The sequence below is a fragment of the Mycobacterium sp. 3519A genome (assembly GCF_900240945.1).
Classification (GTDB): domain Bacteria; phylum Actinomycetota; class Actinomycetes; order Mycobacteriales; family Mycobacteriaceae; genus Mycobacterium.
Genome location: NZ_OESG01000012.1, coordinates 652,105 through 677,285 on the forward strand (window position 1 = coordinate 652,105; position 25,181 = coordinate 677,285).

At 68.7% G+C, this 25,181-nt stretch carries 26 protein-coding genes; 5 read left to right on the forward strand and 21 right to left on the reverse strand.

All coding sequences use genetic code 11. The features are described from left to right. Window positions 1–39 precede the first annotated feature (39 nt). Window positions 40–717: a phosphoribosyltransferase gene (locus tag C1A30_RS05370; RefSeq protein ID WP_200828198.1), complete on the forward strand. Its 678-nt coding sequence runs from the start codon at window positions 40–42 to the stop codon at window positions 715–717. Here the strand turns inward: C1A30_RS05370 and C1A30_RS05375 are convergent. The 7 genes from C1A30_RS05375 to ftsZ all read right to left on the reverse strand — a co-directional run bounded on the left by C1A30_RS05375 (window position 714) and on the right by ftsZ (window position 5,802). Beyond that, on the reverse strand, window positions 714–1,043 hold the full coding sequence (locus C1A30_RS05375) for a hypothetical protein (RefSeq protein ID WP_101947183.1): 330 nt from the start codon (window positions 1,041–1,043) through the stop codon (window positions 714–716). The genes C1A30_RS05370 and C1A30_RS05375 overlap by 4 nt on opposite strands. An 11-nt stretch (window positions 1,044–1,054) precedes the next feature. Next, entirely contained in the window at window positions 1,055–1,864 is an 810-nt protein-coding gene (locus C1A30_RS05380; protein WP_101947184.1) for a DivIVA domain-containing protein, read from the reverse strand. Between the two features lie 217 nt (window positions 1,865–2,081). After that, the gene (locus C1A30_RS05385; RefSeq protein ID WP_067799052.1) at window positions 2,082–2,372 is read right to left on the reverse strand and encodes a YggT family protein; all 291 of its coding nucleotides are present in this window, start codon (window positions 2,370–2,372) and stop codon (window positions 2,082–2,084) included. A gap of 101 nt (window positions 2,373–2,473) precedes the next feature. Beyond that, window positions 2,474–3,109, reverse strand: a complete 636-nt coding sequence (locus C1A30_RS05390; RefSeq protein WP_101947185.1) for a cell division protein SepF — start codon at window positions 3,107–3,109, stop codon at window positions 2,474–2,476. 65 nt (window positions 3,110–3,174) lie between these two features. Then, window positions 3,175–3,915: a YggS family pyridoxal phosphate-dependent enzyme gene (locus C1A30_RS05395; RefSeq protein WP_200828165.1), complete on the reverse strand. Its 741-nt coding sequence runs from the start codon at window positions 3,913–3,915 to the stop codon at window positions 3,175–3,177. Between the two features lie 5 nt (window positions 3,916–3,920). After that, window positions 3,921–4,628 carry a peptidoglycan editing factor PgeF gene (pgeF, locus tag C1A30_RS05400; RefSeq protein ID WP_200828166.1) on the reverse strand — a complete coding sequence of 236 codons (708 nt, stop codon included), beginning with the start codon at window positions 4,626–4,628 and terminating at the stop codon, window positions 3,921–3,923. A gap of 22 nt (window positions 4,629–4,650) precedes the next feature. After that, window positions 4,651–5,802 carry a cell division protein FtsZ gene (ftsZ, locus tag C1A30_RS05405; protein WP_101947188.1) on the reverse strand — a complete coding sequence of 384 codons (1,152 nt, stop codon included), beginning with the start codon at window positions 5,800–5,802 and terminating at the stop codon, window positions 4,651–4,653. A gap of 265 nt (window positions 5,803–6,067) precedes the next feature. On the opposite strand from ftsZ, the gene C1A30_RS05410 reads away from it, so the two are divergent. Continuing rightward, a complete protein-coding gene (locus C1A30_RS05410) occupies window positions 6,068–6,712 on the forward strand; it encodes a hypothetical protein (RefSeq protein ID WP_101947189.1) in 645 nt (214 codons plus the stop codon). Between the two features lies 1 nt (window position 6,713). Here C1A30_RS05410 and C1A30_RS05415 read toward each other — a convergent pair whose 3' ends face one another. From C1A30_RS05415 to C1A30_RS05475, 14 genes are all read right to left on the reverse strand, one after another. Continuing rightward, window positions 6,714–7,616: a cell division protein FtsQ/DivIB gene (locus tag C1A30_RS05415; protein ID WP_101947190.1), complete on the reverse strand. Its 903-nt coding sequence runs from the start codon at window positions 7,614–7,616 to the stop codon at window positions 6,714–6,716. After that, window positions 7,613–9,085: a UDP-N-acetylmuramate--L-alanine ligase gene (gene murC, locus C1A30_RS05420; RefSeq protein WP_101947191.1), complete on the reverse strand. Its 1,473-nt coding sequence runs from the start codon at window positions 9,083–9,085 to the stop codon at window positions 7,613–7,615. Before murC ends, C1A30_RS05415 begins: the two co-directional genes overlap by 4 nt. Beyond that, a complete protein-coding gene (gene murG, locus C1A30_RS05425) occupies window positions 9,082–10,134 on the reverse strand; it encodes an undecaprenyldiphospho-muramoylpentapeptide beta-N-acetylglucosaminyltransferase (RefSeq protein WP_235009698.1) in 1,053 nt (350 codons plus the stop codon). The genes murC and murG overlap by 4 nt, the downstream gene beginning before the upstream one ends. A 53-nt stretch (window positions 10,135–10,187) precedes the next feature. After that, window positions 10,188–11,699: a putative lipid II flippase FtsW gene (ftsW, locus tag C1A30_RS05430; RefSeq protein WP_101947192.1), complete on the reverse strand. Its 1,512-nt coding sequence runs from the start codon at window positions 11,697–11,699 to the stop codon at window positions 10,188–10,190. A gap of 6 nt (window positions 11,700–11,705) precedes the next feature. Beyond that, window positions 11,706–13,097 carry a UDP-N-acetylmuramoyl-L-alanine--D-glutamate ligase gene (gene murD / locus C1A30_RS05435; protein ID WP_101947193.1) on the reverse strand — a complete coding sequence of 464 codons (1,392 nt, stop codon included), beginning with the start codon at window positions 13,095–13,097 and terminating at the stop codon, window positions 11,706–11,708. 1 nt (window position 13,098) lies between these two features. After that, window positions 13,099–14,178: a phospho-N-acetylmuramoyl-pentapeptide-transferase gene (gene mraY, locus C1A30_RS05440; RefSeq protein ID WP_101947194.1), complete on the reverse strand. Its 1,080-nt coding sequence runs from the start codon at window positions 14,176–14,178 to the stop codon at window positions 13,099–13,101. Further along, window positions 14,175–15,659, reverse strand: coding sequence for a UDP-N-acetylmuramoyl-tripeptide--D-alanyl-D-alanine ligase (gene murF, locus C1A30_RS05445; RefSeq protein ID WP_101947195.1), 1,485 nt, complete (start codon window positions 15,657–15,659; stop codon window positions 14,175–14,177). The genes mraY and murF overlap by 4 nt, the downstream gene beginning before the upstream one ends. Next, window positions 15,656–17,179, reverse strand: coding sequence for a UDP-N-acetylmuramoyl-L-alanyl-D-glutamate--2,6-diaminopimelate ligase (locus tag C1A30_RS05450; protein WP_101947196.1), 1,524 nt, complete (start codon window positions 17,177–17,179; stop codon window positions 15,656–15,658). The genes murF and C1A30_RS05450 overlap by 4 nt, the downstream gene beginning before the upstream one ends. Window positions 17,180–17,221: 42 nt before the next feature. Next, on the reverse strand, window positions 17,222–19,147 hold the full coding sequence (locus tag C1A30_RS05455; protein ID WP_101947197.1) for a penicillin-binding protein 2: 1,926 nt from the start codon (window positions 19,145–19,147) through the stop codon (window positions 17,222–17,224). Further along, on the reverse strand, window positions 19,144–19,344 hold the full coding sequence (locus C1A30_RS36425) for a hypothetical protein (RefSeq protein ID WP_200828167.1): 201 nt from the start codon (window positions 19,342–19,344) through the stop codon (window positions 19,144–19,146). The genes C1A30_RS05455 and C1A30_RS36425 overlap by 4 nt, the downstream gene beginning before the upstream one ends. 56 nt (window positions 19,345–19,400) lie before the next feature. Next, a complete protein-coding gene (locus tag C1A30_RS05460) occupies window positions 19,401–20,222 on the reverse strand; it encodes a hypothetical protein (protein WP_369974095.1) in 822 nt (273 codons plus the stop codon). A gap of 2 nt (window positions 20,223–20,224) precedes the next feature. Beyond that, window positions 20,225–21,361 carry a 16S rRNA (cytosine(1402)-N(4))-methyltransferase RsmH gene (rsmH, locus tag C1A30_RS05465; RefSeq protein ID WP_101947198.1) on the reverse strand — a complete coding sequence of 379 codons (1,137 nt, stop codon included), beginning with the start codon at window positions 21,359–21,361 and terminating at the stop codon, window positions 20,225–20,227. Then, entirely contained in the window at window positions 21,336–21,767 is a 432-nt protein-coding gene (gene mraZ / locus C1A30_RS05470) for a division/cell wall cluster transcriptional repressor MraZ (protein ID WP_101947199.1), read from the reverse strand. The genes rsmH and mraZ overlap by 26 nt, the downstream gene beginning before the upstream one ends. Window positions 21,768–22,079: 312 nt before the next feature. Next, window positions 22,080–22,484 (reverse strand): DUF3040 domain-containing protein, encoded by a 405-nt coding sequence (locus C1A30_RS05475; RefSeq protein WP_067799098.1) that lies wholly within the window; start codon window positions 22,482–22,484, stop codon window positions 22,080–22,082. Window positions 22,485–22,710: 226 nt separating this feature from the next. Between C1A30_RS05475 and C1A30_RS05480 the strand changes: the two genes are divergently transcribed. The 3 genes from C1A30_RS05480 (at window position 22,711) to idsA2 (ending at window position 25,177) form a co-directional block, all read left to right on the forward strand. Further along, entirely contained in the window at window positions 22,711–23,313 is a 603-nt protein-coding gene (locus C1A30_RS05480) for an N-acetyltransferase (protein WP_200828199.1), read from the forward strand. A gap of 37 nt (window positions 23,314–23,350) precedes the next feature. Continuing rightward, entirely contained in the window at window positions 23,351–24,016 is a 666-nt protein-coding gene (locus C1A30_RS05485) for a DUF3153 domain-containing protein (RefSeq protein WP_101947201.1), read from the forward strand. Window positions 24,017–24,088: 72 nt separating this feature from the next. After that, window positions 24,089–25,177 (forward strand): bifunctional (2E,6E)-farnesyl/geranyl diphosphate synthase, encoded by a 1,089-nt coding sequence (gene idsA2 / locus C1A30_RS05490; protein WP_101947202.1) that lies wholly within the window; start codon window positions 24,089–24,091, stop codon window positions 25,175–25,177. Window positions 25,178–25,181: the final 4 nt, after the last annotated feature.

The window sequence follows — 25,181 nt, forward strand, 5'->3', positions numbered from 1 at the left end:
ACGTACGCTGAACATGTCCCCGATATCGAAAAGATCGCGATGAGCGGATGGAGCGGGCTCGCCCGCCGCAATGCGAGGCGCACCTTCCGGGACCGCCGCGAAGCCGGCCACGTCCTGGCTGAGGAGTTGGCGTCCTACCGCGGAACAGAAAACGTGTTGGTGCTCGGATTGGCGCGCGGCGGCGTGCCCGTCGCCTGGGAAGTGGCGTCGTACCTGCATGCGCCGCTGGACGTGTTCCTGGTGCGCAAGCTGGGCGTACCGCAGTGGGAGGAACTGGCGATGGGCGCCCTGGCTACCGGCGGCGGCGTGGTCATCAACGACAACCTGGTGCGCAACCTCGGCATCAGCGACGAACAACTGCAGGCCGCGATCGCCCGCGAGACCGAAGAACTGCACCGCCGCGAGACCGCCTACCGTGGCGGGCGGCCGCCGGTCGACATCGCGGGCAACACGGTGATCCTCGTCGACGACGGCATCGCGACGGGTGCCAGCATGCTCGCGGCCGTGCGCGCGGTGCGGGCGGTCGGACCGGCTCAGGTGGTGGTGGCGGTGCCGGTGGGGCCCGCGTCGGCGTGCAGGCAGTTAGCCGAAGAGGCCGACGACGTGGTGTGTGCGACGACACCGCCCGGCTTCGAGGCCGTCGGCCAGGTGTTCGAAGACTTCCACCAGGTCACCGACGACGAAGTGCGTGAATTGCTCGCTACCCCAACGGTTTAGCGGGTGTTGGTGTCCTCGTCGTGGGACTCCACCACGGTGGTCTGTTCCTCGGACTCGTCGTCCTGCGCGAGGGGAGGCTCCTCCTCGGGATAATCCTCGGCGAACTCGGGCTCTTCGGATTCGGGTTCGGGTTCGGGTTCGGGTTCTGCGGGCGCCTGCGCCGCATCACCCTTGGACCGCTCGCGCAGCGCATCGACGATCAACAGCACGACACCGATGACGCTGGCGGCGATGCACACCCACGCGATCAGTTCGTTGCTGGTGACGACGGCGGTCACCAGGGCCGCCAGGCCGATGACGGCGAGGACTAGCGCGACTATGAGCATGTGTCAGCGGGTTAGTTGTTACCCCGATTGAACTGGTTGAAGCCACCGCCGTCGTTGTTGGCGCTGGAATCCACCGGTGCTGCGGAGCCACGCTGACCCAGCTCTTCGAGCTGCGATTCCAGATAGGTCTTGAGCCGGGTGCGGTATTCGCGCTCGAACGTGCGCAGCTGCTCGAGCCTGCCTTCCAGCACGGTGCGCTGCTGATTGATGGTGCCCATGATCTCGGAGTGCTTGCGCTCGGCGTCGGCCTGCAGGGCGTCGGCCTTCTCCTGGGCCTGGCGCAGCTGCGCCTCCGACCGGGTCTGGGCGTCGGCGAGCATGGCGTCGGCGCGCTGGCGCGCCTCGGCCACCGTGGCCTCGGCGGTCTGCCGGGCCTCGCTGACCATCGCGTCGGCCTGGGCGCGGGCGTCGGCCAGCATCTTCTCCGACTCGGCCTTCGCGGTGCCGGTCAGCCGGTCGGCGGTGTCCTGGGCCAGGCTGAGCACCTTCGCGGCCTTGATGTGGCTTTCCTCGCTGGCCGGAGCGGCGGGCTGGGCCGGGGCGTCGTAGACCGGCTGCGGCGCGGGAGTCGGCTCGGGCTCGGGCTCGTAGACCGGGATGCTTGTGGTGGGCTGCGCCCCGCCACCGGCCCTGGCGCTGGCCAGTTCCTGGTCGAGCTCCGAGACGCGTTGACGAAGGTCTGCGTTCTCCTCGATGAGGCGGGTCAGCTCGTTCTCTACCAGATCGAGGAAGGCGTCGACCTCGTCCTCGTTGTAGCCTCGCTTGCCGATCGGTGGCTTGCTGAACGCGACGTTGTGAACGTCGGCTGGTGTGAGCGGCATTGTCTGCCCCCTTGGAGTTCTGGACCGTCAACCGATCTCAAAGTGTAGAGCCTAACTGGAACGTAACTGGCGTCCATCCTGTCACACCAGACCCGGCGGTTGCAGAAGAGGCTGAATTTTAAGAGCGAATTTCAATCTTCTTACCCGCGATATTGCCCTCGGCAAACCGTTCGCAGCTAGCGTCCCGGTCGCCAAATACCGGCTCGCGGGCCGGATCTCACGCCGCGGCGCCGAACGCCAGCTGCATCCCGATGAACGCCACCAGCAGCAGCACCATGATCGACAGATCGAACCGGACCGCGCCTATGGTGAGCTGCGGAATGAGCCGGCGCAGCAATTTCACCGGCGGGTCGGTGACCGTCATGATCACCTCGAGCACGACCACGGTCAGCCCCTTGGGCTGCCAGTCGCGGGAGAACGACCGGATGAACTCGACGACGACGCGCGCAATCAACAACAGCCAGAAGACGAACAGCGCGAAACCGAGGATCTCGAAGAAGAGCGACAACGACAGCCGTCCTCACTACGGGCAGAGGTGTGACATTGGATACAGCTCCGCAACTCATCGCATGCGAAGCGCGACGCCAGCCTACCTGCCGCGCCGAATACCTACTGGTACGCGTAGAAGCCGGCCTCCGCAATCCGCCTGCGCTCCTCGGCGCTGACGTCGATATCGGCCGGTGAGAGCAGGAAGACCTTGGTGGCCACCTTGTCGAACGAACCGCGCAACGCGAACGCCAGCCCGGCAGCGAAGTCGACGAGTCGTTTGGCGTCGGCGTTGTCCATGCTCACCAGGTCCATGATCACCGGGGTGCCGTCACGGAAGCGTTCGCCGATCGTGCGGGCCTCGCTGTAGTCCTTCGGGCGCAGCGTGGTGATCTTCGACAGCGGGCTGCCTGCGTCGAAGAGTTCGGCCATGCGGCGCGGGTCCATCGCAAGCGCGCCGCGCGTCGAGCCACGTAGGGAGCTGAATCGGGGTGCGGGCCGGTCGAATTCGCGCGGGCCACGCAGCCTGGCGTCGAACCTGTCCTCGTCGCGGTAGCCGCCGCGGAAGCTCGGCTCGTCGTAGTCGCGGCCGGGCAGCCTGTCGTCGTAACCGCGGCCGTATCCGTCGTCCTCGAAGTCGCGGGACCGACGTGAGTAGCTGCGGGCGGGGGCGCGGTCGTCGTCGTCGTAGTACTCGTCGTCGTAGTCCTCCATCGGCGCCATACCGAAGTAGGCCTTGACCTTGTGCAGTGTGCTCATCGGTGGACCCTTCCGAGGTGTTCTGACTCTGTTGTCTGTGATGAAGATGTGACTAGAGTGACTACTCAGGGTGACGTTAGCGGTCGTTGCCCCATCAGCGCGGTACCGACACGCACACACGTCGAACCGTGTTTGACCGCGCTTTCGAGGTCGCTGGACATACCGGCCGACAGCCCGAGGCGCTGGTCATAGGACTTCTGCACCCGATCCCTTTCCTCTTGCAGCCGCGCGAAAGCCTCGTCGGGATCGGCGTCCAGTGGCGGAATGCCCATCAGCCCGACGAAGTCCAACCCGTCGGCGGCGTCGACGGCGGCGCACAGTTCGTCCACCGATTCCGGCCTGCCGATGGCCACTCCTCCCCTGGACTCGTCGCCGTCGAGGCTCAGTTGGAGGTAGACGCGCAGCGGTTCGGCCCGGCGGCCGTCGGCCAGCGCGTCGCAGGCGGCCCGGTCCAGCGCGGCGATCAGCTTGGCGCTGTCGACCGAGTGCGCGGCGTACGCCCATCCCGCGATCGACCGCGCTTTGTTGCGCTGAATCCGCCCGACCATATGCCAGCGAATCGGCTCAGTTCCCAACACCGCACCGACTTCCGCGCATTTATTCGACGCTTCCTGTTCGCGCGATTCGCCGAATTGTCGACACCCCAAACGATGCAAAATAAGTACGTCACTAGCCGGAAAGAATTTCGTTATGGGCAGTAATTCAATTTCATTTGCATTGCGATTTGCGGCCTCGGCGGCGCGGTCCAGTCGGGCCCGCAGCGCCGTCAGCGCATCGGCCAGTTCCCGTTCACGTGTGCTCGCCATCGCGGTCATTCCATCCACACCAACGACGCCAGCCGTCCCGTCGGTGCATCGCGACGATGACTGAACAGATTGCGGTCGGCCACTGTGCAGCGCGGGTCGACATCGATGGCCGTGATCCCCAAAGTCGTTAATTGCCTAGCGATTCCGGCTCGTAGATCAAGACCGGGGGTGCCCCGCGAGGTGGTCGTGCGACTGCCGGGCAGCGCGGCATCGACGTCGGCGGCCATCTGCGCGGGCACTTCGTAGTTGGCTCCGCTGACCGCGGGACCCAACAACGCCGAGATGTCGTCGACCCGAGCGCCCGCCTCGAGCATGGCCTCCACCGTCCTGACCACGACACCCTTCTGCGCACCGACCCGCCCCGCGTGAACGGCCGCCACCACGCCCGCGCGGGCATCGCCCATTAAAACCGGAACACAATCGGCGGTTACCACCGCCAAAGCCAATCGCGGCGTGGTAGTGACCAATGCATCGGTATTGTCGACGGCCACCTCGACCGGGCCGTCGACACGCACCACATGATCGCCGTGCACTTGGTTCATCCACACCACGCGGTCGTCGCCCAATTTCAGCGCGGCGGCGAGTCGTTTCCGATTGGCGGCCACGGCCGCCGGATCGTCACCGACATGGTCGCCGAGATTGAAGGTATCGAACGGCGGCGCGGAGACGCCGCCAGCGCGGGTGGTGGTCACGCGGCGGATACGAACGGTCACTCGCCCAGTATCCGCACGTGCATCAGTGGCGCATGAACGGCGGCACGTCGACGTCATCGTCAGAGATGCCACCGTCGTCGCCACCGATCTTCACCGTCGCGCCGTTGGTGTGCACCGGCACGCTGGCCGCATCCGCAGGGTCGAACAACGAGGTGCTGACCGTCCCGGCCTTTCCTGGCGTGATCGACTGCGCGCCGGTGGCGCCGACCACCGGTTTGCGGCCGGGCCCCTGGGCATCGAAGCCCGCGGCGATCACCGTCACCCGAACTTCGTCGCCGAGCGAGTCGTCGATGACCGTGCCGAAGATAATGTTGGCTTCCGGATGGGCGGCGTCCTGCACCAGCGACGCGGCCTCGTTGATCTCGAACAACCCGAGGTCACTGCCGCCCGCCACGGACAACAGCACCCCCTGCGCGCCCTCCATCGAAGCCTCGAGCAGTGGCGAGTTGATCGCGATCTCGGCGGCCTTGAGCGCACGGCCGTCACCCCGCGCCGACCCGATGCCCATCAACGCGGTGCCCGCGCCGCTCATCACACCCTTTACGTCGGCGAAGTCGACGTTGATCAGACCGGGCGTGGTGATCAGATCCGTGATGCCCTGCACGCCGTTGAGCAGCACCTCGTCGGCGGCGCGGAACGCGTCCATCAACGACACGGCGGCATCGCCCATCTGCAGCAGCCGGTCGTTGGGGATGACGATCAGGGTGTCGCAACTCTCCCGAAGCGAGGTGATGCCGTTTTCGGCCTGGTTGCTGCGCCGCTTGCCCTCGAAGGAGAACGGCCGCGTCACCACGCCGACGGTCAGCGCACCTAGCTTGCGCGCGATGGTCGCGACGACCGGCGCCCCGCCGGTGCCGGTGCCACCACCCTCACCGGCGGTGACGAACACCATGTCGGCGCCGCGCAGCAGTTCTTCGATGTCGTCCTTGGCGTCCTCGGCGGCCTTGCGACCGACCTCGGGGTCGGCTCCAGCGCCGAGACCGCGGGTGGAGTCGCGGCCCACGTCGAGCTTGACGTCGGCGTCGCTCATCAACAACGCCTGCGCGTCGGTGTTGATCGCGATGAACTCGACGCCCTTGAGGCCCTGCTCGATCATCCGGTTGACGGCATTGACGCCGCCACCGCCGATGCCGACCACCTTGATGACGGCGAGGTAGTTGTGCGGGGGGGTCATCTGTCGCCTTCCTCCCTTGTTGCGATTCCACGTGCGCAACACCTCGGCAAACTCTCAACCTCAACCAGAGGGTTATAGTTATGTCAAGTTGTTCCGCGCATCCAGAACGGTAGGGGGCGGTCGCGGCGTAGCCGTGCAGGCGCGCCGAAGCACGTGTCGAGATTTTCCGCGCAACGTGTGTTCGCCGAAGTCCGCGCTAACCGCCCGGCGTTGCTGCCACAATCAACCAAACACTTTGCTGTGCTTACGCCTAGGGGGGGCTTTGATGGGTCGGAACATCCGTATCGCCGGGATCGCCGTGTTCGCAGCAGCGCTGGCCCTCTCGGGCTGTGGGGACAAGAGTGAGAAGAGCGAACCCACCCCCACGCCGACGTCCGAGGTAGCCAAGGAGTCGTCGCCTGCACCAACCCCGAAAGCCTCGGACGAGGACCAGGTCCGGGACGTCCTCACCCAGGAAAGCGCCGCTTTCGGCGCATGGGACTTCGCCAAGGTCGGGCAGTTGACCTGCCCGAAGTACCGCGAGCACGCCTCGTCGGTGGACAGCGCCATCCCGCCGATGGACATGTACCCGGCCGATGCCGCGGCCTCGATGGGTGCGCAGGCGTTCGCCGCTCAACTCGGCGCGCAGTTCCCCGGTGCCTCCGAGCAGTCGCTACAGGCAGCGGCGGATGCGGTGATCCGCAAGGACGCAAACGCCTACAGGACCACGATGTTGGACGTCGTCAAGCAATCGATGTCGGTGCAACTCGACAAAGTCGAGAACATCGTGATCGTCGGTGACACCGCGACGGCCGACGTGACGGTGACGCAGCGGGTGGGCGACACGGAGCCGCAGTCACGAACCAATTCGGCGATGCTCGTCCGGGAGAACGGCGTGTGGCTGGACTGCACCCCACCCGAACAGCAATGAGCTATTTGACGGTGGGCAGGTCCGGACTGGACACGTCGTAGGTCTGACCCGGCTGGGTCAGCAGCGCGCCCAACTTGAGCGCTTTCTCCTCGGTGCGGTCGGTGGTGCCCCACACCACGGTTCTGCCGTCGATCAACGTCAGCGTTATCGCGGCGACCGACGGCGCGGCGATGCGGCCGACCTGTCCGGCCACCTCGGGGCGCAGCGCGGTCATCACCTGCAGCGCCGCCTTGGTCGGGGCATCGCTGGGGCCTGGGTTGTCGGTGTCCAGATACGGCACGCCCGCTGGCGGCGGTGCCGTCGCGAAGTCCACGCCGTCCTTGTCGAACAGGTGGGGCCCGTCCGGATAGTCCTTGACCACGACGGGGATTCGCTCGACGACGGTGACACGCAACGTCGACGGGTACTGCCGCTGGACGCGCGCACTGGCCACCCGCCGGATCGCCGCGACGCGCTCGGCCACCGCGTCGGTGTCGACCTGCAGCAGCGGTGTGCCGGGTTGCACCGCGGCGGCGGCGATCACCTCGTCCTGTGTCACCGCGCCCAATCCGACCACGACGATGTTGCGCGCCGACATGATCGGCGTGAAGTACAGCAGCAGGCCGAGGCCGACCACCACGACGCTGATCAGCGCCGACCACATCAGCACCTTCAGGCCCCGAACCGCCCGGCGGCCAAGCTTTTTCGAGTCGTCGGCCGGCCCGCCCATGACGCGGCGTTTCGCCTCCCGGCGGGCATTCTCGATCGCCATCGCCCTGGCCTGCGCGGCGCGGCGCTCCTCGCGCTCCCGCCGGGCCCGTCGTCGCGGCCCCTCGTAGTCGGCAGCCGCGGCAGGCGGCAACGTCTCCTGCGGGGCGCCTGCCTCGCCTGTGTCCTGATCGGTCGACTCGGTCGGCTCGGTCATCGCAGCGCTTTCCCCGACCCGCCCGGTGCGCTGCGGTTGGCCCTGATACGAAGCGCGGCAAGGATTTCCTTGCCCAGCATCGTGACATCGCCTGCGCCCATGGTGATGACGACATCGCCGGGGTCGGCGGCCGCGGCCACCTGCTCCGCCACCGCGGAGAGGTTCGGCACGTAGGTCACCGGGGCGGTGACGTGGTCGACGATCATCGCGCCGCTGACGCCCGCCATCGGTTGTTCCCGCGCGGCGTAGACGTCAAGGACGAACACCTCGTCGGCCTGGCTGAGGGCCTGCCCGAATTCGCGGGCGAAAGTCGCTGTCCGCGAATACAAGTGCGGCTGGAACACGACGATGGAGCGGCCTGCGAATCCGGGGTCGCCCTGCGCAGCGACCGCGCGCAGAGCGGTGATGGTGGCGGCCACCTCGGTCGGGTGATGCGCGTAATCGTCGAAGACCCGCACGCCGTTGGTGGTGCCGACCAGTTCGAAACGCCGCCGCACGCCCTCGAAGTTGGCCAGCCCGTCGAGCACCGCGTCGACAGGCGCGCCGATGTGGGTGGCCGCCAGCAGCGCACCGAGCGCGTTGAGCGCCATGTGTCTGCCAGGCACCGACAGCCGCATCACCCTGGGGTGCGTTTCCCCGTCGAGTTGGATGTGGGCGACCGCGCCGGTGCCCTGCTGCTCCCAACTCAACAGTGTGCCCGCCAGCTGTTGCGCCGGGTCGCTTCCGTACCGCAGCACCCGAATGCCAAGCGCGGCAGTGCGTTCGGCAAGCCCGGCGGCACCGGCATCGTCGGTGCAGACCACCAGCACGCCACCGGGTTTCAGACGCTCGACGAAGCCGTCGAACACCGCGCTGTAGGCCTCGGCGCTGCCGAAGAAGTCAAGGTGGTCGGCCTCGATGTTGGTGACCACGGCGACGTCGGGGGTGTACTCCAGCAGCGATCCGTCGCTCTCGTCGGCCTCGGCGACGAAACAGTCGCCGCTGCCGTGGTGGGCGTTGGTGCCCGCCTCGCCGAGATCGCCTCCGACCGCAAATGAGGGATCAAAGCCGCTGTGCTGCAACGCCACGATCAACATCGACGTCGTGGTGGTCTTCCCGTGGGTGCCGGTGACCATCAGCGTGGTGTGCCCGGCCATCAGCTTGGCCAGCACCACGGGCCGCATGATCACCGGAATGCCGCGGCGACGCGCCTCCACCAGTTCGGGGTTGGTCTTGGGAATGGCGGCATGCGTGGTGACCACCGCGGTCGGTCCGCCCGGCAGCAGGTCCAGCGACGACTCGTCGTGCCCGATCCGGATCGAGGCGCCGCGGGCGCGCAGCGCGATCACCCCGCGCGATTCCTTGGCGTCCGAACCGGACACCATGCCGCCCCGGTCGAGCAGGATGCGCGCGATACCGGACATACCGGCTCCGCCGATGCCGACCATGTGCACCCGCTGCAGCTCGTCCGGCAGCGAATTGCCGTTCATCGCAACCGCTTTCTCGCGACTTCGAGCGCCACTTCTGCGACTCGCTGCGCCGCGTCCCTGTGCCCGGCGAGCGCGGCGGCGGCGGTCATCGCCCGCAGCCTGGCGTCGTCGTTGAGCAGGCCTGTCACCGTGTCCGCCACGAAGGCCGGGGTGAGGTCGGCGTCGTCGACCAGCAGACCGCCGCCCGCGGTGACTACGGGCAGCGCGTTGAGTCGCTGTTCGCCGTTGCCGATCGGAAGCGGCACGTACACCGCGGGCAGGCCGACGTCGGTCACCTCGGCGACCGTCATGGCCCCCGACCGGCAGACCGCCAGATCGGCCGCCGCATAGGCCAGGTCCATCCGATCCAGATACGGCACGGCGACGTACGGCGGATCCCCGTCGGCGGGTTCGCGAAGGTCGAGGGTGTTCTTCGGGCCGTGCGCGTGCAGTACCGAAATGCCAGCGGCGGCAAGGTCTTTCGCAGCGCCGGCGACGGCTTGGTTGATTCGCTGTGCGCCCTGGGAGCCGCCGGTCACCAGCAACACCCTGGCGTCATCGGCGAAGCCGAAGTGCGCCCGCGCCTCGCTGCGCAGTGCCTTGCGGTCCAGCGCCGTGATCGATGCGCGCACCGGCACCCCGACGACCTCGACGCGCTTCAACCCGGGATCGGACACCGCGGACAACACCCGCTGCGCGGAGCGCGCCCCCACCCGGTTGGCCCAGCCGGCGCGCGCGTTGGCCTCGTGCACCACGACGGGAACGCGGCGCCGCAACGGCCCGCCGCGGGCGGCCAGGTACGCGGGCAGTGCGACGTAGCCGCCGAAGCCGATCACCACGTCGGCGTCGACGTCGTCGAGCACAGCGCGGGTTTGCCGGACGGCGCGTCGCACCCGCAGCGGCAACCGCAGCAGGTCACCCGACGGCTTGCGCGGCAGCGGCACGGGAGTGATCAACTCGAGTCGATATCCGCGCTCGGGCACCAGTCGCGTTTCCAGGCCACGCTGGGTGCCCAGCGCAGTGATGCGAATCTCCGGGTCGAGCGCGGTGAGCGCGTCGGCCACGGCCATGGCGGGTTCGACATGCCCCGCTGTGCCGCCGCCCGCAAGGACGATCGATGCGCTCACCCGTAACGCTGGCCTTCCAATGTTCTCGCCCGGCGCTGTCGCTGGGCGCCTCCATGATGCCCTGCGCGCCGACCCTGCCGGTCGGCCGGTTGGGGTTTGCGCTTCTTGGCGGGCGCGGGCTTGCGATCCGGTTTGCGCTCGGGTTTGCGCGCCGACTTGGCGGGCGCGGCGCCGGGCTTGGTGCGCAACCGGTCGCGCAGCGCCTCGGTCTTGGTCGGCACGTACGGCTCCGGCAGCGGCAGCCGCAACAACCGGTTGACCCGGTCGTCGCGCCCCGCGCGCAGCGCGGCCACCGCCTCCGGTTCGTGCCTGGCCGCGTTTGCCATGATGCCGATGATCAAAAGTGTTGTCGCGGTTGATGTTCCACCCGCCGAGATGAGCGGCAGCTGCAGCCCCGTGACCGGCAGCAGGCCGACCACGTAGCCGACGTTGATGAACACCTGGCCCATCACCCACAGCGTCGCGGTGGCGGTCAGCAGCCGCAGGAACGGGTCGGCGGACCGCCGCGCGATCCGCATGCCGGTGTAGGCGAACAGCCCGAACAGGCACAGCAACCCGATGGCGCCGACGAACCCGAGTTCCTCGCCGATGATCGCGAAGATGAAGTCGTTGTGGGCGTTGGGCAGATAGTTCCACTTCGCGGTGCCCTGCCCGAGCCCGTCGCCGAACACCCCGCCGTTGGCCAGCGCGAACCGGGCCTGCCGTGCCTGGTAGCCGGAGCCCTGCGAGTCGGCGCCCGGGTTGAGCCAGGACTGCACCCGGTCGGATCGGTATCCCTCGGAGACCGCCAGCACGGCCGCCGACGCCATCACCGCGAGCAGTGAGGACAAGAACACCCGCAGCGGCAGGCCCGCGTACCAGAGCAGACCGAGCAGGATGATGCCGAGCGACACCGTCTGCCCCAGGTCTGGCTGCGCGACGATCAGCGCCAGCGCGATCACCGCGGCCGGCACCAGCGGGATCAGCATCTCGCGAAGCGAGGCATGCTCCATGCGCCGCGCCGCGAGCAGATGCGCACCCCAGATCGCGAACGCGATCTTGGCCAGTTCCGACGGCTGCATGGAGAACCCGGCGATCACGAACCAACCGCGGGAACCGTTGGCTTCGGTGCCGACGCCCGGGATCAGCACCAGCACCAGCATCACGATGGTGAGCGCGAAGCCGGTGAACGCCAGCCTGCGCATCAACTGCACGGGCATGCGCAGCGCGACGTAGAACGCGAACAACCCAACGATGGTCCACAGCACCTGCCTGGCGAAGATCGCCCACGGTGAGCCGTCCTCGTCGTAGCTGTGCACCCCCGAGGCGGACAACACCATGGTGAGGCCCAGCGTGATGAGCAGCGCGGTGACCGCGATGATGAGGTGGAACGACGTCATCGGCCGGCCCAGCCACGCACCGAATCTGGTCCGCGGCGCAGGTGCCTCGGCCGTGACGACGCCGTCGCCGCCCGGTTCGGTGTTCGGCTTCGTACGCCGGTGCCGCAACCGGGTCAGGATGTTGCTCACCGGCGCCTACCGGGTCAGTGCGGAGACGGCGGCGGCGAACGCATCGCCGCGCTGGCCGTAGCCGCTGAACTGGTCGAAGGACGCACCGGCCGGGGCCAGTAACACGGTGTCGCCGGGAGTCGCCAAGCCGCGGGCGGCGTCGACGACCTCAGTCATCAGTCGAGTCACATTTACCCCACGCACCCCAGAATCCTCCCCCGTCACAACCTCCACGACGGGGACATCCGGGGCGTGTCGCGATAACGCATCCCGGATCAGGTTCCGGTCGCGACCGATCAACACCACTCCGACCAGGCGATTCGCCACTGCAGCAACCAGTTCGTCGACCGAGGCGCCCTTCAGCAGGCCGCCGGCGATCCAGACCACCCGCGGATACGCGGTGATCGACGCCTGCGCTGCGTGCGGGTTGGTGGCCTTGGAGTCGTCGACGTAGCTGACGCCGTCGACGTCACCGACCACCTGCGCGCGGTGCTTACCGACCTCGAAGCCGCGCAGCGCGGCGGCGATGGCCTCCGGTGGCACGTCGACGGCGCGGGCCAGCGCCGCGGCGGCCAACGCGTCGAGCACCCCTACCGGGCCTGCCACCGGGATCGCATCGGCGTCGACGAGCGGCACGTCGTCGCCGAACGCGTTGTCGACGAGCACGCCGTCGCGCACACCCAACTCCCCCGGCCCCGGTTCACCGAGCCGAAAGCCGACCCGCACGCCGGCGGCCGCGCCTCCCAGCAGGCCCGCCGCGACCGGGTCGTCGAGTCCGACCACGGCGACGCGGCCGTCCAGCACCCTGGCCTTGTCGCGGGCGTAGGCCTCCATCGACCCGTGCCAGTCCAGGTGATCCTCGGCGACGTTGAGCACCGCGCCCGCCTCCGGACGCAGCGACGGCGCCCAGTGCAGTTGGAAGCTGGACAGCTCGACGGCCATCAACTCGGCCGTCTGCTCGAGCACATCGAGCACCGGGTCGCCGATGTTGCCGCACAGCAGCGCGCTGCGGCCCGCGGCGACCAGCATCGCGTGCAGCATCGACGTGGTCGTGGTCTTGCCGTTGGTGCCGGTCACGACGAGCCAGCGTCGCGGCGGCCCGTACCGGCCGGAAACGTCCAGCCGCCAAGCCAATTCGACGTCTCCCCAGATCGGCACGCCCGCTGCCGCTGCCGCGGCAGGCACCGCCGCGGTCGGCGGCAGGCCTGGGCTGGTGACGACCAGGTCGAAGTCGGTGATCCGCTCGGCGGCGCTGGCCGCGTCGATCACCGCGACGCCGTTCTGTGCGAACTCGGTCAGCATCGACGGACTGTCGTCGGTCAGCGTGGCGCGTGCGCCGAGCGGCGTCAGCGCGGCCAGGATCGCGCGGCCGGTGACGCGGGCACCGGCGACGAGGACCTTGGCCCCTGACAGCTCCACGTCAGGCCCCGACTGTGGTCAGCCACTCGCTGTAGAAGAGCGCGACACCGAGCCCACACGCGATCGCCGTGAGCAGCCAGAACCGGATGATGACGGTGGTCTCCGCCCAGCCGACGAGTTCGAAGTGGTGATGGAACGGCGCCATCCGGAAGACCCGGCGCCCTGTGGTCCGAAACGCCATGATCTGCACGACGACCGACGTCACCTCGGCCACGAACAGCGCGCCGAGCACGACGGCCAGCATCTCGGTGCGGCTGGTCACCGACAGTCCGGCGATGATGCCGCCCAGCGCCAGCGACCCGGTGTCGCCCATGAAGATCTTGGCGGGCGCGGCGTTCCACCACAGGAAGCCGATGCAGGCGCCCGCGGTCGCCGCGGCGATGATCGCCAAATCCAGCGGGTCGCGCACGTTGTAGCAGCCGAGGCCGGGGCTGGTGGCGCAGGCGTTGCGGAACTGCCAGAACGTGATGAGCACGTACGCCGCGCACACCATGGCCATCGCGCCCGCGGCGAGGCCGTCGAGGCCGTCGGTGAAGTTCACCGCGTTCGACCAGGCGCTGACGATCACGATGCAGAACAGCACGAAGATCGCCGGGGCCAGAGTGACGGTGGCGATCTCGCGCACGTACGACAGTTCCGGGCTGCCCGGCGTCAGCCCGTCGGCGTTGCGGAACTGCAGGGCCAGCACGCCGAACAGCACGGCGGCGGCCAGGATGCCGATGGTCTTGGCAGTCTTGTTCAGGCCCAGATTGCGGGCCCGGCGGATCTTGATCAGGTCGTCGACGAACCCGACGGCGCCCAGCGCGGTGGCGAGGAAGAGCACCAGCCAACCCGACGCCGACGGCCCCTTGCCGTCCATCACGATGCCGATCAACTGGGTGCCCAGGTAGCCCGCCCAGATGCCCGCCACGATCGCGACGCCGCCCATCGACGGGGTGCCGCGCTTCTTGTGGTGGCTTGGCGGCCCGTCCTCGCGGATCTCGTGGCCGAACCCCTGGCGGGTGAACAGCTTGATCAGCAGCGGTGTCAGCAGGATCGACACCGTCAGCGCGATGCCGACGGCGATGAGGATCTGCCTCATCGGCGAGCCTCAGCGGTCAGCGCGTCGCCAAGCGCACCCAGCCCTGCCGCATTCGAGGCTTTCACCAGCACCACGTCGCCGGCCTGCAGTTCGGCCTGAAGCAATGCCAGCGCGGCGTCGGCGTCGGCGACCATGGTGGCCTCGGAGCCCCACGATCCCTCCATCACCGCCCCGTGGTGCATGGCGCTCATAGCCCTCCCGGTTCCCACGACGACGAGTCGAGACACATCTAATCGCACCGCCAACCGGCCGATGCGGTCATGCTCGGTTATCGCGTCGTCGCCGAGTTCGGCCATCTCACCGAGCACCGCCCAACTGCGCCGCTTCCCGCCGCCCTCGCGGGCGATGGCGGCCAGCGCCTTCAGCCCCGCCTGCATGGAGTCCGGGTTGGCGTTGTAGGCGTCGTTGATGACGGTCACCCCGTCGGTGCGGGTGGCCACCTGCATGCGGTGTTTGGACACCGGGGTGGCCGCGGCCAGCGCGGCGGCGACCTGGTCGAGGGTCGCACCGCACTCGAGCGCGACGGCCGCCGCGCACAGCGCGTTCGAGACTTGATGATCGCCGTGTACGGCCAGCGCGACGTCGATCTGCCCGGCTTCGGTGTGCAGGGTGAACCGCGGGCGGGCCAGCGCGTCGAGTGTGACGGCCTGCGCCCGCACATCGGCGGTGGCCGACCGACCCACCCGCACCACCCGCGCGGAGGTCTGCTCGGCCATCGCGGCCACCGCGGTGTCGTCGACGTTGAGGATCACCACGCCCGACGCTGGAACTGCTTGCGGCAGTTCGGCTTTGGTCGCCGCGATGGCCTCCCTTGAGCCGAATTCGCCGAGGTGCGCGGTGCCGACGTTGAGTACGACGGCGATCGACGGCGGCGCGATCTCGGCGAGCGCCGCGATGTTGCCTGGATGGCGCGCCGACATCTCGAGCACCAGGTAGTCGGTGGACTCGGTGGCGCGCAACACCGTCCACGGGTGGCCGAGTTCGTTGTTGAAGGATCCCGGCGGTGCGACCACTTCGCCCAGCGGCGCGAGCACCGCGGCCAGCAGATCCTTCGTCGAGGTCTTACCGGAGGAACCGGTGATCCCGATGATCGTCAGCCCGCCCGCGACCAGTTCCGCCGCGACCGCTTGCGCCAGTCGCGCTAGCGCCGCGAGCACCGCGGCGCCCGATCCGTCGGTGTCGTGTTCCAGCACGCTGGCACCGGCATCGCGGGCGGGTGCGGGGTCGACCACGATCGCGGGCACCCCCACCGGACGTGCGGCCAGCACAGCGACGGCGCCCGCGTCGACGGCGGCGGCTGCGAAGTCGTGGCCGTCCGAGCGCGCGCCGGGCAGCGCGAGGAACAACGAGCCGGGAGTGACTGCGCGCGAATCAAATTCGACGGTGCCGGTGATGCGGGTGGTTTCCGCCTCGTGCGGCGTGATGTCGGCGAGCCTGCCGCCGACGATGTCGGCGACCTGGGCCACGGTCAGCTCGATCACGGCCGGGGCCTTCGCGATTCGAGGGCCGCCGCGAGTTCGATGCGGTCGTCGAACGGTTTGGTCTGCCCGTGGCTGGTCTGGCCCGCCTCGTGGCCCTTGCCTGCGATCAGCACCACGTCACCGTGTTGCGCCCACGCCACCGCGTGGCCGATCGCCTCACGGCGGTCGCCGATCTCGACCACCTGGGCCGCGCCCTGTTTGGCGCCTGCCACGATCGCCGCCCTGATCGCGGCGGGGTCCTCGTCGCGGGGGTTGTCGTCGGTGACCACCACCAGGTCGGCCAGTTCGGCCGCGACCAGCCCCATCGGCTCCCGCTTGCCGGGGTCGCGGTTGCCGCCAGCGCCGAACACGACGGCGAGCCTGCCGTCGCTCTGCGCGCGCAGCGTCTCGAGGACCGCCCGCAGCGCGCCGGGTTTGTGCGCGTAGTCGACCAGCGCGAGGAAGCCCTGCCCGCGGTCGATCGGTTCGAGTCGACCGGGCACGGTGGCGGTGCGCAGTCCCGGCGCGGCCTGTTCCGGCGACACCCCGACTGCGTCCAGCAGCGCGATCGCCAGCAGGCAATTGCCGACGTTGTAGCGGCCGGGCAGCCCGATCCGCAGCCCGTGGTGCACGCCCGCGGGGTCGACGGCGAAGAACTCCTGCGCGCCGAGTTCGACGGTGCTGATGTTCTCCACCCGCCAGTCGGCGTCGCGTCCGGTGGCGCTGACCGACACCGGCTGGTGTGCGACCCTGGCCATCTGGCGTCCTGCGTCGTCGTCGATGCAAATTACGGAAAGCGTTGCGTGCGTGGGTGATTGCGGGTCGAACAGCCGCGCCTTGGCGTCGAAGTAATCCTGCATCGTCGGATGGAAGTCGAGGTGGTCGCGCGACAGGTTGGTGAAGCCACCGACCGCGAAATGAACGCCGTCGACGCGGCCCAAGGTCAGCGCGTGGCTGGACACCTCCATCACGACGGTGTCGACACCCTGTTCGACCATCACCGCGAGCAGCGCCTGCAGGTCGGGCGCCTCGGGCGTGGTGAGCGCGCTGGGCTGCTCGCGGCCGTCGATGCGGACGCCGACAGTGCCGATCAGGCCTGCCACCCGGTCCGCGGCGCGCAGGCCCGCCTCCACCAGATACGTCGTGGTGGTCTTGCCGGACGTGCCCGTCACGCCGATCACCCGCAGCCGATCCGACGGGTGTCCGTAGACGGTGGCCGCCAATTCGCCGAGCACCGAACGCGGCTCGGGGTGCAGCAGCACAGGCACGTCGACGTCGGCACCCATCGCGTCGACACCCTGCGGGTCCGTCAGGACGGCGACGGCGCCGCGCGCCACCGCGTCAGCGGCATAGCGCCCGCCGTGCGCCGACGCCCCCGGCAGCGCCGCGAACAGGTCGCCCGGCTGGGCGTTCTGGCCGCGCAGCGTGACGCCGGTGACCCGAACGTCCGGCACGGCTCCCCCACCTGCGGGCACCGCCCGCACCTGCTGTGCCAGCCGCCCCAGCAGTTCGCCGACGGGTTGAGTGGGACGCAGGTTCATGGCGTAGACACCCTACCGACCTGGCCGCGCGGGCCACGTCGGTCAGGTGGCCTGCAGCGTCAGCGGCGGGCCGGGGTCGGGTGACAGCGGCACGTTCTCCCGCTGCAACAGCCAGGCGGCGATGTTGTGGAACAGCGGTGCCATCGTGGTGCCGTGCTGGCCGTCGGCGGTGCGTTGCGGGTTGTCGGCCATCACGCCGATCACGTAGCGGGGGTTGTCGGTGGGAACCATGCCCGCGAACGTGATCCAGTAGACGTCGTCGTAGTAGCACCCGCAGGCGGGGTTGATCTGCTGTGCGGTGCCCGTCTTGCCCGAGATCTGGTAGCCGTCGACCGCGCCCTGTGAGCCGGTGCCCTGCTGGACGCCCGTCGGATCGCGCTGCAGCGTCGCGCGCAGCATCTGGCGCACCGTCTGAGCGGTCTGTGGCGACACCACCCGCACACCCTCCGGCCTCGGCTCGTCCTTGCGCGTGCCGTCGGGCGCGATGGTGGTCTTGACGATGCGCGGGGGGATGCGCACCCCGTCATTGGCGATCGCCTGGTACATCGCGGTCATCTGCAGCAGGGTCATCGAAAGACCTTGCCCGATGGGCAGATTGGCGAACGAGCTGCCCGACCACTGGTCGATGGGCGGTACCAGACCTGCGCTCTCGCCGGGCAGTCCGACGCCGGTACGCTGGCCGAGCCCGAATTTGGTGAGCATGTCGGCGTAGCGCTCCGGTCCGATCCGCTGGGCCAGCATCAGTGTGCCGACGTTCGACGACTTTCCGAAGATGCCGGTGGTGGTGTACGGCGTGACCCCGTGTTCCCACGCGTCGTGCACGGTGACGCCGCCCATCTCGATCTCACCGGGTACCTGCAACACCTCGTCGGGACTGGACAGCCCGAATTCGATCACCGAGGCCGCGGTCACGATCTTGTTCACCGAACCCGGTTCGAACGGCGACGACACCGACGGGTTGCCGAGATCCCGGTCGGACTGGCGGCCGACGTCCTGCGACGGATCGAACGTGTTGTCGTTCGCCATCGCAAGCACCTCACCGGTTTTCGTGTCCAGCACGACGGCCGAAACGTGCTTGGCGCCGGACATGTCCTTGGCCTGCTGCACCTGCTGCTGCACATAGAACTGGATGTCGTCGTCGAGGGTCAGCATCACCGTCGACCCGTCGACCGCGTCATGGCGGTTGCGGTAGCTGCCCGGGATCACCACACCGTCGGAGCCGCGGTCATAAGTGACCGAACCGTCGGTGCCTGCGAGCGAGGCATCGAGCGAATCCTCCAGTCCGAGAAGGCCGTGGCCGTCCCAGTCGATGCCGCCGACGATGTTGGCCGCCAGCGATCCGCCGGGATACTGGCGCAGGTCCTGGCGCTCCGACCCGACCTCGGGGAACTTCGTGGTGATGGCGTCGGCGATGGCGGGATCGACCGCGCGCGCCAGATACACGAACGAGTCGTTGCTGTTGAGCTTCTTGAGCACGGTCGCTTTATCGGGTTTGTTGTTGAGCCGCAACGCCACTTCGGCGGCGATATCGCGCAGTCGCCGCTGCGGGTCGGGCGCCTCTGGCGTTTTCGCCTTGGCCTCTTCGAGTTGCTTGCGGATCTTGATCGGCTGGAAGGTCAGCGCACGCGCCTCGATGGTGAAGGCGAGCTTGTCGTTGTTGCGGTCGACGATCGCACCGCGCACTGCCTTTTCCACATCGGTGACCTTGAGCTGTCCGGCGGCCTCGGCGCGCAGACCCGCGGCGCGCGGCACCTGCAACATGAACAGCTGCGCGGCGGCAACCACCAGTACCAGGAAGATGACCGCGTTGCCCGTTCGATGCCGGAACACGAAAGATGCACTGCGCAAACCCTTTTCGGCGGCAGCCTGCCGGGTCCGGCGGGCTTTCGCGGGACGTTCCTGGCCGGCTTGGGCCTTTTTGCCTTTCGGCGCGCCGGCGACACGGCCCCGAGGAGTTGGCCGGCTCATGCGGGCGCACCGGCTACTGGCGCGGCCACGGCGGGGACCGCGGGGGCGTCAACGGCAGGTGCGGCAGGCGGTGCGGGCACGGGTGCGGGGACCGCGGGCCCGAGCGCAGGCACCTGCCCGCTGACCGCGTGCGGCACCTCCGCGCCTGGCGGCGTCGCCAGCGGGGCCGCCCCGGGCACCGCTCCTGGCACCGGCACCGAACGCTCGACACCCGGCAGCGCAGCCGCCCCGCGCGTGGTGGATCCGCGCTAGCTCACCGTCCGGATGCCGCCGCGGACCGCGCCGCCCGCTGCGCTGCCGGGTGTCGAGCGTTCGGTGCCGGTGCCAGGAGCGGTGCCCGGGGCGGCATCCGGACGGTGAGCTCGCGCGGATCCACCACGCGCGGGGCGGGCGGGGCGGGCGGAGGCGGCGGGGCCTCATCGGGCAGCGGGGTGTTCAGTGGTGGCGGCGCGACGCCCTGCGCGGGCTTGGGCGTTCCGACCACCACCCAGTTGCCAGACGCATCCTGGACCAGATGCGCGGTGTCGCGTGACGGGATCATGCCCAGGTTGCGGGCCGCCTCGGCGAGCGCGGGGGCGGCCTGCGCCTCGAGCACCTGACGTTCCAACGCTTCCTTCTGTTGCAGCAGAGCCTGATTCGTCTCGCGGGCATGGCCGAGCTCATACGAGCGTTCCGCGGCGTCCGTCGACAGCCACAGCGTGACGCCGAGCCCGAGACCGAGCGAGGAGATGACCAGCACGACGAACGGCACCCGTGCGACGAGCGTTCGCGGGTTCAGGTCGATCGACGCCAGCCTGACGATGATCCGCTCGCGCAGCGGCGGGCGGGCGACCTTGGGCGCCTTCGCCTTTCGCGCCTTGGCCCGCGCCTTGGCCTGGCTGGTGTTCTTCGGCCGCGCCGGCGCGTCCGTCGGCCTCGGAATGGGGTTGGTCGCGGGCGCCGAGCGCTGCGGCCGCTGCTCACGCGTCGGCTTGCGCCTGCGCGGCTGGGCGTCGGCCTGCCTGCGGGTGGCGCTGCGTCCGGCGCGACGGGATTCGTCGCCACCGCGGACCGACGCCGGCTTGCGTGCCTTCATGGTCAACCCCCCACCTTTTCCAGTGCCCGTAGCCGTACCGACGCGCTACGCGGATTGAGTTCGATCTCTTCGGCGCCCGCACGTTCGGCTCCGCGGGTCAATGCGATGAATTCCGGTCCGTGGCCCGGTAATTCGACCGGCAGTCCCGGTGGGGTGCGAGATGAGGTGGCGGCGGCGAACTGATTCTTCACGATGCGGTCCTCCAGCGACTGGTAGGCCATCACCACGATCCGGCCGCCGGGTGTCAATGCGTTGAGGGCCGCGGGCAGGGCGTCCCGCAGCGAGTCCAATTCGCCGTTGACGACGATGCGCAGCGCTTGGAACGTGCGCTTGGCCGGATGCCCGCCGGTGCGGCGGGCGGGGGCGGGAATCGCCTGATACAGCAACTCGACGAGTTCGCCGGTGGTGACGAACGGCCGCTGCGCGCGGCGGCGAACGATCTGCGCGGCGATGCGGCCCGCGAACCGCTCTTCGCCGAACTCCCGCAGCACCCGGCTCAGTGTCTTCTCGTCGTAGGTGTTGATGACCTCGGCTGCGGTCAGCTCCGCGTCGGGATCCATCCGCATGTCCAGCGGTGCGTCGGCAGCGTAGGAGAAGCCGCGCGCGGTGCGGTCGAGTTGCATCGACGAGACGCCGAGGTCGAACAGGATGCCGTGCACTTGGCTTGCCCAGTAACCGGTTTCGGCCAACACCCTTTCGATGCCGTCGTAGCGGGTGCGCACCAGCATGACCCGGTCACCGAACCGCGCCAACCGCTCGCCCGCGATCCACAGTGCGTCCGGGTCGCGGTCGAGGCCGATGAGTCGCAGCCCGGGCAGTTCGGTGAGGAAGCGCTCGGCGTGTCCGCCCGCGCCCAGCGTCGCGTCGATCAGCACTGCGCCCTCGCCGTCGGTGTGTTCGCGGGTGAGTGCCGGTTTGAGCAACTCGACACACCTGTCGAGCAGGACGGGAATATGTGGGTGCTCGTTCGAATTCGCGGCCATCGCAACCTCTTTGATGAAGGCCCCTGCACCGAGGTCCCTGTCCGAGGTCGCGGACCTGACGTCGGGGAAGTACGTCAGGGCCGGTTCGGGCAGAGGCCACGATGCACGGGCAAGGTGCGGGTCGGCCACCTCAAATGATGTCGGAAAGAGCTTCATCGGTGGCCGCGGAGAAGTTCTCTTCGTGCGTCTGTTGGTACTCCTGCCATGCGGCGGAGTCCCAGATCTCCAGGTAGTCAACCGATCCGATCACCACGCAGTCCTTCGACAGGTTCGCGTAGCGGCGGTGGTCGGCTGACAACGTGATCCGGCCCTGGCCGTCGGGGTGCTGCTCGTCGGTGGCCGCGGCCAGGTTACGAAGGAACGCGCGCGCCTCCGGATTGCTGCGCGATGCCTGCGATGCCCGTCGAGCCAGCTTTTCGAACTCGGCGCGCGGGTAGACCGCCAGGCTGTGATCTTGGCTCTTGGTGACCATCAACCCTCCTGCCAGCGCGTCGCGGAACTTGGCGGGCAGCGTGAGCCGCCCCTTGTCGTCGAGCTTCGGCGTGTAGGTGCCCAGAAACATCTGGCCTACCTCCAACCACCCTGCCTATCAACAGAGCCCCGGTCGCTCCGTTGTCCGCCACTTTACCCCACAATCCCCCACATTGCTCCATTTGATAGCAAAACTTGGCCGAATGTCCCCACCACGCCCCCGCATCGAGGTGTTTTACCCGCGGTCAGCGCCATGCCCAGGGGCGCGCAGAAGATAAAACTGCAGGTGACCGCCCTCAGGGCGGGTGGTGGGGCGATGTGGGGGATCCGAAGCCGGGCCGCGACACGCGAGCGCACGAAAAAGGGGTAGCCCGCTGCGGGCTACCCCTTGCCTCGGTGGGCGTTACTCGTCGAAGCGGCGGCGGAAGCGGTCTTCCATCCGGCTGGTGAACGAGCCACCCGAGCCCTTGGCCTTCTTCTGCCGCGGCCCACCGGGTTCAGCGCCTGAGCGGTCGCGACCGCCCGCGACACGCGGACCGGTGATGGCGTAGATCACGCCGCCGAACATCACCAGAAAGCCGATCACCGAAAGGATCGGGAAGCTGCCAATCATGGTGGCCTTGAAAGCGACACCGCAAACCAGCATGGCCAGACCGATCACAAAGAGCGCGGCGCCCTGAAGGCGGCGCCGGGCCGAGGGTGCGCGCAGAGTCCCACCGCGGACGCTCGAAGCGAACTTGGGGTCCTCGGCATAGAGCGCGCTCTCGATCTGGTCGAGCATGCGCTGCTCATGATCGGAGAGTGGCATTCGTCCCTCCTTGCCGGCCCTGCCGTCTCAAACGTTCAAACTTCAGTGTGCTCGCATTTACGGGCACCTAACAGTCATGATACGAGGTCAATCTGAGCCGTACCACCTACTTGGATCCTCGATTCTATGACGAAGGCCGCGACCGTGAGGCGGTGCCACCTGGAGGCCTCGGTCACCCAATAATGGTGTGGACGGTCCGCTCGACACCCGAGAGAGGCAACGAGAGTTGGCGACGTTTCTCATCGATCTCTCGCCGAGCGATATGCAACGGCGTCTCGGTGACGCGCTCGCGGTGTACGTCGACGCAATGCGCTACCCCCGCGGCACCGAGGAGCAGCGGGCGTCGATGTGGCTGGAGCACACCCGGAGACACGGCTGGAAGGCCGTCGCAGCGGTCGAGGTGGCCGAGCCGGCCGACGACGCCGGGCGCTCACCGGCGGCGCTGGCCTCGGCGCCGCTGCTCGGCATCGCATACGGCTACTGCGGTGCGCCCGACCAGTGGTGGCAGCAGCAGGTCGTGCAGGGTCTGCACCGGGTCGGCGCGGACCGGACCCGGATCGCGGAGCTGATGACGAGCTACTTCGAGCTGACCGAGTTGCACATCGCGCCGCGCGCACAGGGGCGCGGACTCGGTGAAGCGCTGACCCGTCGGCTGCTGGCCGACCGCGGCGAGGCGCACGTGTTGTTGTCGACCCCGGAGATCAACGGCGAGGCCAACCGGGCGTGGCGGCTGTACCGGCGGCTCGGATTCGTCGACATCATCCGCGGCTATCACTTCGCCGGCGATCCGCGCGCCTTCGCGATCCTGGGCCGGGCTTTACCTCTCTGAGCCTCTGTGAGAGCGTCCGATCTGGCACGATGACCACGTGCCCGCTCGCTCCCGCCGGATCCGCAAGCTCGCGGTGGTGTTGCTACTGGTGCTCGTCCTGCCGCTGGCCGTTGGCTGCGTGCGGGTACGCGCGTCGATCACGGTGTCTCCCGACGACCGGGTCTCGGGACAGATCGTCGCCGCGGCCAAACCGCGCAACGCCGACGACAAGGGCCCGCAGCTGCTGAACAATCTGCCGTTCGCGCAGAAGGTGGCCGTCTCGGACTACGACCGCGATGACTACGTGGGGTCTCAGGCCGTGTTCTCGGACCTGACCTTCGCCGAGCTGCCGCAGCTGGCCAACATGAACCGGGACGCCGCTGGTGTCGACATCTCGCTGCGCCGCGCGGGTGACCTGGTCATTCTCGAGGGCCGCGCCGATCTCACCTCGCTCAACGACCCCGAAGCCGACGTATCGCTGTCCGTGGCGTTCCCCGGCGAGGTCACGTCCACCAACGGCGACCAGGTGTCGGCCGAGGTGGTCGAATGGAAGCTGCGACCCGGCGTGGTCAGCACCATGAACGCGCAGGCCCGCTACACCGATCCCAGCGCCCGCTCGTTCACCGGCGCGGCGATCTGGCTGGGCCTCGCGTCGTTCCTGGTGGCCGGGATCATCGGGGGTATTGCGTATACGAGTCGGGACCGCTCGCCCCGGCCGACGTGAAAGCTCTAGTCTGAGAGCACTCGGGGGCGAGTACACACAGACTGACCTTGCAGAAAGGGGCGCCCGCTGAGCGTGGATGCAGCGGCACCGTCAGCCGTCGAGTTGGCAGGCGCCGTCACCGACCAATTGCGGGAGTATCTCCGCAGCCGTCGCAGCGATGCTGCGTACATCGGCGCCGATTATGCGGAGTTGACCGCCGCCCTCGAAGAATTCGTGCTGCGCGGCGGCAAGCGGCTGCGACCCGCGTTCGCCTATTGGGGCTGGCGGGCGCTGGCCGACGGGCAGCAGGATCCGTTGAATCCGTCGATGCTGCGGCTGTTCTCGGCGCTGGAGCTGCTGCACGCCTGCGCGCTGGTGCACGACGACGTGATCGACGCCTCGGCCACCCGTCGCGGGTTGCCGACCGTGCACCGGCTGTTCACGGACAAGCATCGCAGCAGCCAATGGCACGGATCCGCCGAACAGTTCGGCATCTCGGCCGCCATCCTGCTCGGCGACCTCGCGCTGGTGTGGGCTGACGACATCGTTGCCACCGCCGATGTGCCCGCCGATGCGCAGGCGCGGGTGCGTCGGGTGTGGTCGGCTATCCGGACCGAGGTGCTGGGCGGGCAGTACCTCGACATCGTCGCCGAGTCCAGCGGAGCCGAATCCGTCGCGTCGGCGATGACCGTCAACATCTACAAGACCGCGTCCTACACGATCTCGCGCCCGCTGCAGTTCGGCGCCGCGGTCGCCGCCGACCGGCCCGACGTGCAGGACGCCTTCCACGAGCTCGGCACCAACCTGGGCGTGGCCTTCCAATTGCGTGACGATGTGCTGGGCGTGTTCGGTGACCCCGCGGTGACCGGCAAGCCGTCGGGTGACGATCTGCGATCCGGTAAACGCACCGTGCTGCTGGCCGAGGCGGTCGAGCGCGCTGAGAAGGTCGACCCGGTCGCGGCCAAACTGCTGCGCACATCCATCGGCACCGAGCTGACCGAGCCGCAGGTCAGGGAATTGTGTCTGGTGATCGAGTCGGTCGGTGCGCTCGCCGCGGTCGAGGGCCGCATCGATTCGCTGACCCGCCGCTCGCTGGAGATCCTCAGCGCCGCGCCGATCGATCCTCAGGCCAAGGTCGGACTCGCCGAACTCGCCAGATTGGCTGCGAACCGGTCGGCGTAGCAGC

Excerpts from the sequence above, each read along its gene's own strand:
- C1A30_RS05370 (WP_200828198.1), top strand. The coding sequence starts at position 40 with ATGAGCGGATGGAGCGGGCTCGCCCGCCGCAATGCGAGGCGCACCTTC.
- C1A30_RS05375 (WP_101947183.1), bottom strand. The coding sequence starts at position 1,043 with ATGCTCATAGTCGCGCTAGTCCTCGCCGTCATCGGCCTGGCGGCCCTG.
- C1A30_RS05380 (WP_101947184.1), bottom strand. The coding sequence starts at position 1,864 with ATGCCGCTCACACCAGCCGACGTTCACAACGTCGCGTTCAGCAAGCCA.
- C1A30_RS05390 (WP_101947185.1), bottom strand. The coding sequence starts at position 3,109 with ATGAGCACACTGCACAAGGTCAAGGCCTACTTCGGTATGGCGCCGATG.
- C1A30_RS05395 (WP_200828165.1), bottom strand. The coding sequence starts at position 3,915 with ATGGCGAGCACACGTGAACGGGAACTGGCCGATGCGCTGACGGCGCTG.
- ftsZ (WP_101947188.1), bottom strand. The coding sequence starts at position 5,802 with ATGACCCCCCCGCACAACTACCTCGCCGTCATCAAGGTGGTCGGCATC.
- C1A30_RS05410 (WP_101947189.1), top strand. The coding sequence starts at position 6,068 with ATGGGTCGGAACATCCGTATCGCCGGGATCGCCGTGTTCGCAGCAGCG.
- C1A30_RS05415 (WP_101947190.1), bottom strand. The coding sequence starts at position 7,616 with ATGACCGAGCCGACCGAGTCGACCGATCAGGACACAGGCGAGGCAGGC.
- murC (WP_101947191.1), bottom strand. The coding sequence starts at position 9,085 with ATGAACGGCAATTCGCTGCCGGACGAGCTGCAGCGGGTGCACATGGTC.
- murG (WP_235009698.1), bottom strand. The coding sequence starts at position 10,134 with ATGGCCGTGGCCGACGCGCTCACCGCGCTCGACCCGGAGATTCGCATC.
- mraY (WP_101947194.1), bottom strand. The coding sequence starts at position 14,178 with ATGAGGCAGATCCTCATCGCCGTCGGCATCGCGCTGACGGTGTCGATC.
- C1A30_RS05450 (WP_101947196.1), bottom strand. The coding sequence starts at position 17,179 with ATGAACCTGCGTCCCACTCAACCCGTCGGCGAACTGCTGGGGCGGCTG.
- C1A30_RS05455 (WP_101947197.1), bottom strand. The coding sequence starts at position 19,147 with ATGAGCCGGCCAACTCCTCGGGGCCGTGTCGCCGGCGCGCCGAAAGGC.
- C1A30_RS05460 (WP_369974095.1), bottom strand. The coding sequence starts at position 20,222 with ATGAAGGCACGCAAGCCGGCGTCGGTCCGCGGTGGCGACGAATCCCGT.
- rsmH (WP_101947198.1), bottom strand. The coding sequence starts at position 21,361 with ATGAAGCTCTTTCCGACATCATTTGAGGTGGCCGACCCGCACCTTGCC.
- mraZ (WP_101947199.1), bottom strand. The coding sequence starts at position 21,767 with ATGTTTCTGGGCACCTACACGCCGAAGCTCGACGACAAGGGGCGGCTC.
- C1A30_RS05475 (WP_067799098.1), bottom strand. The coding sequence starts at position 22,484 with ATGCCACTCTCCGATCATGAGCAGCGCATGCTCGACCAGATCGAGAGC.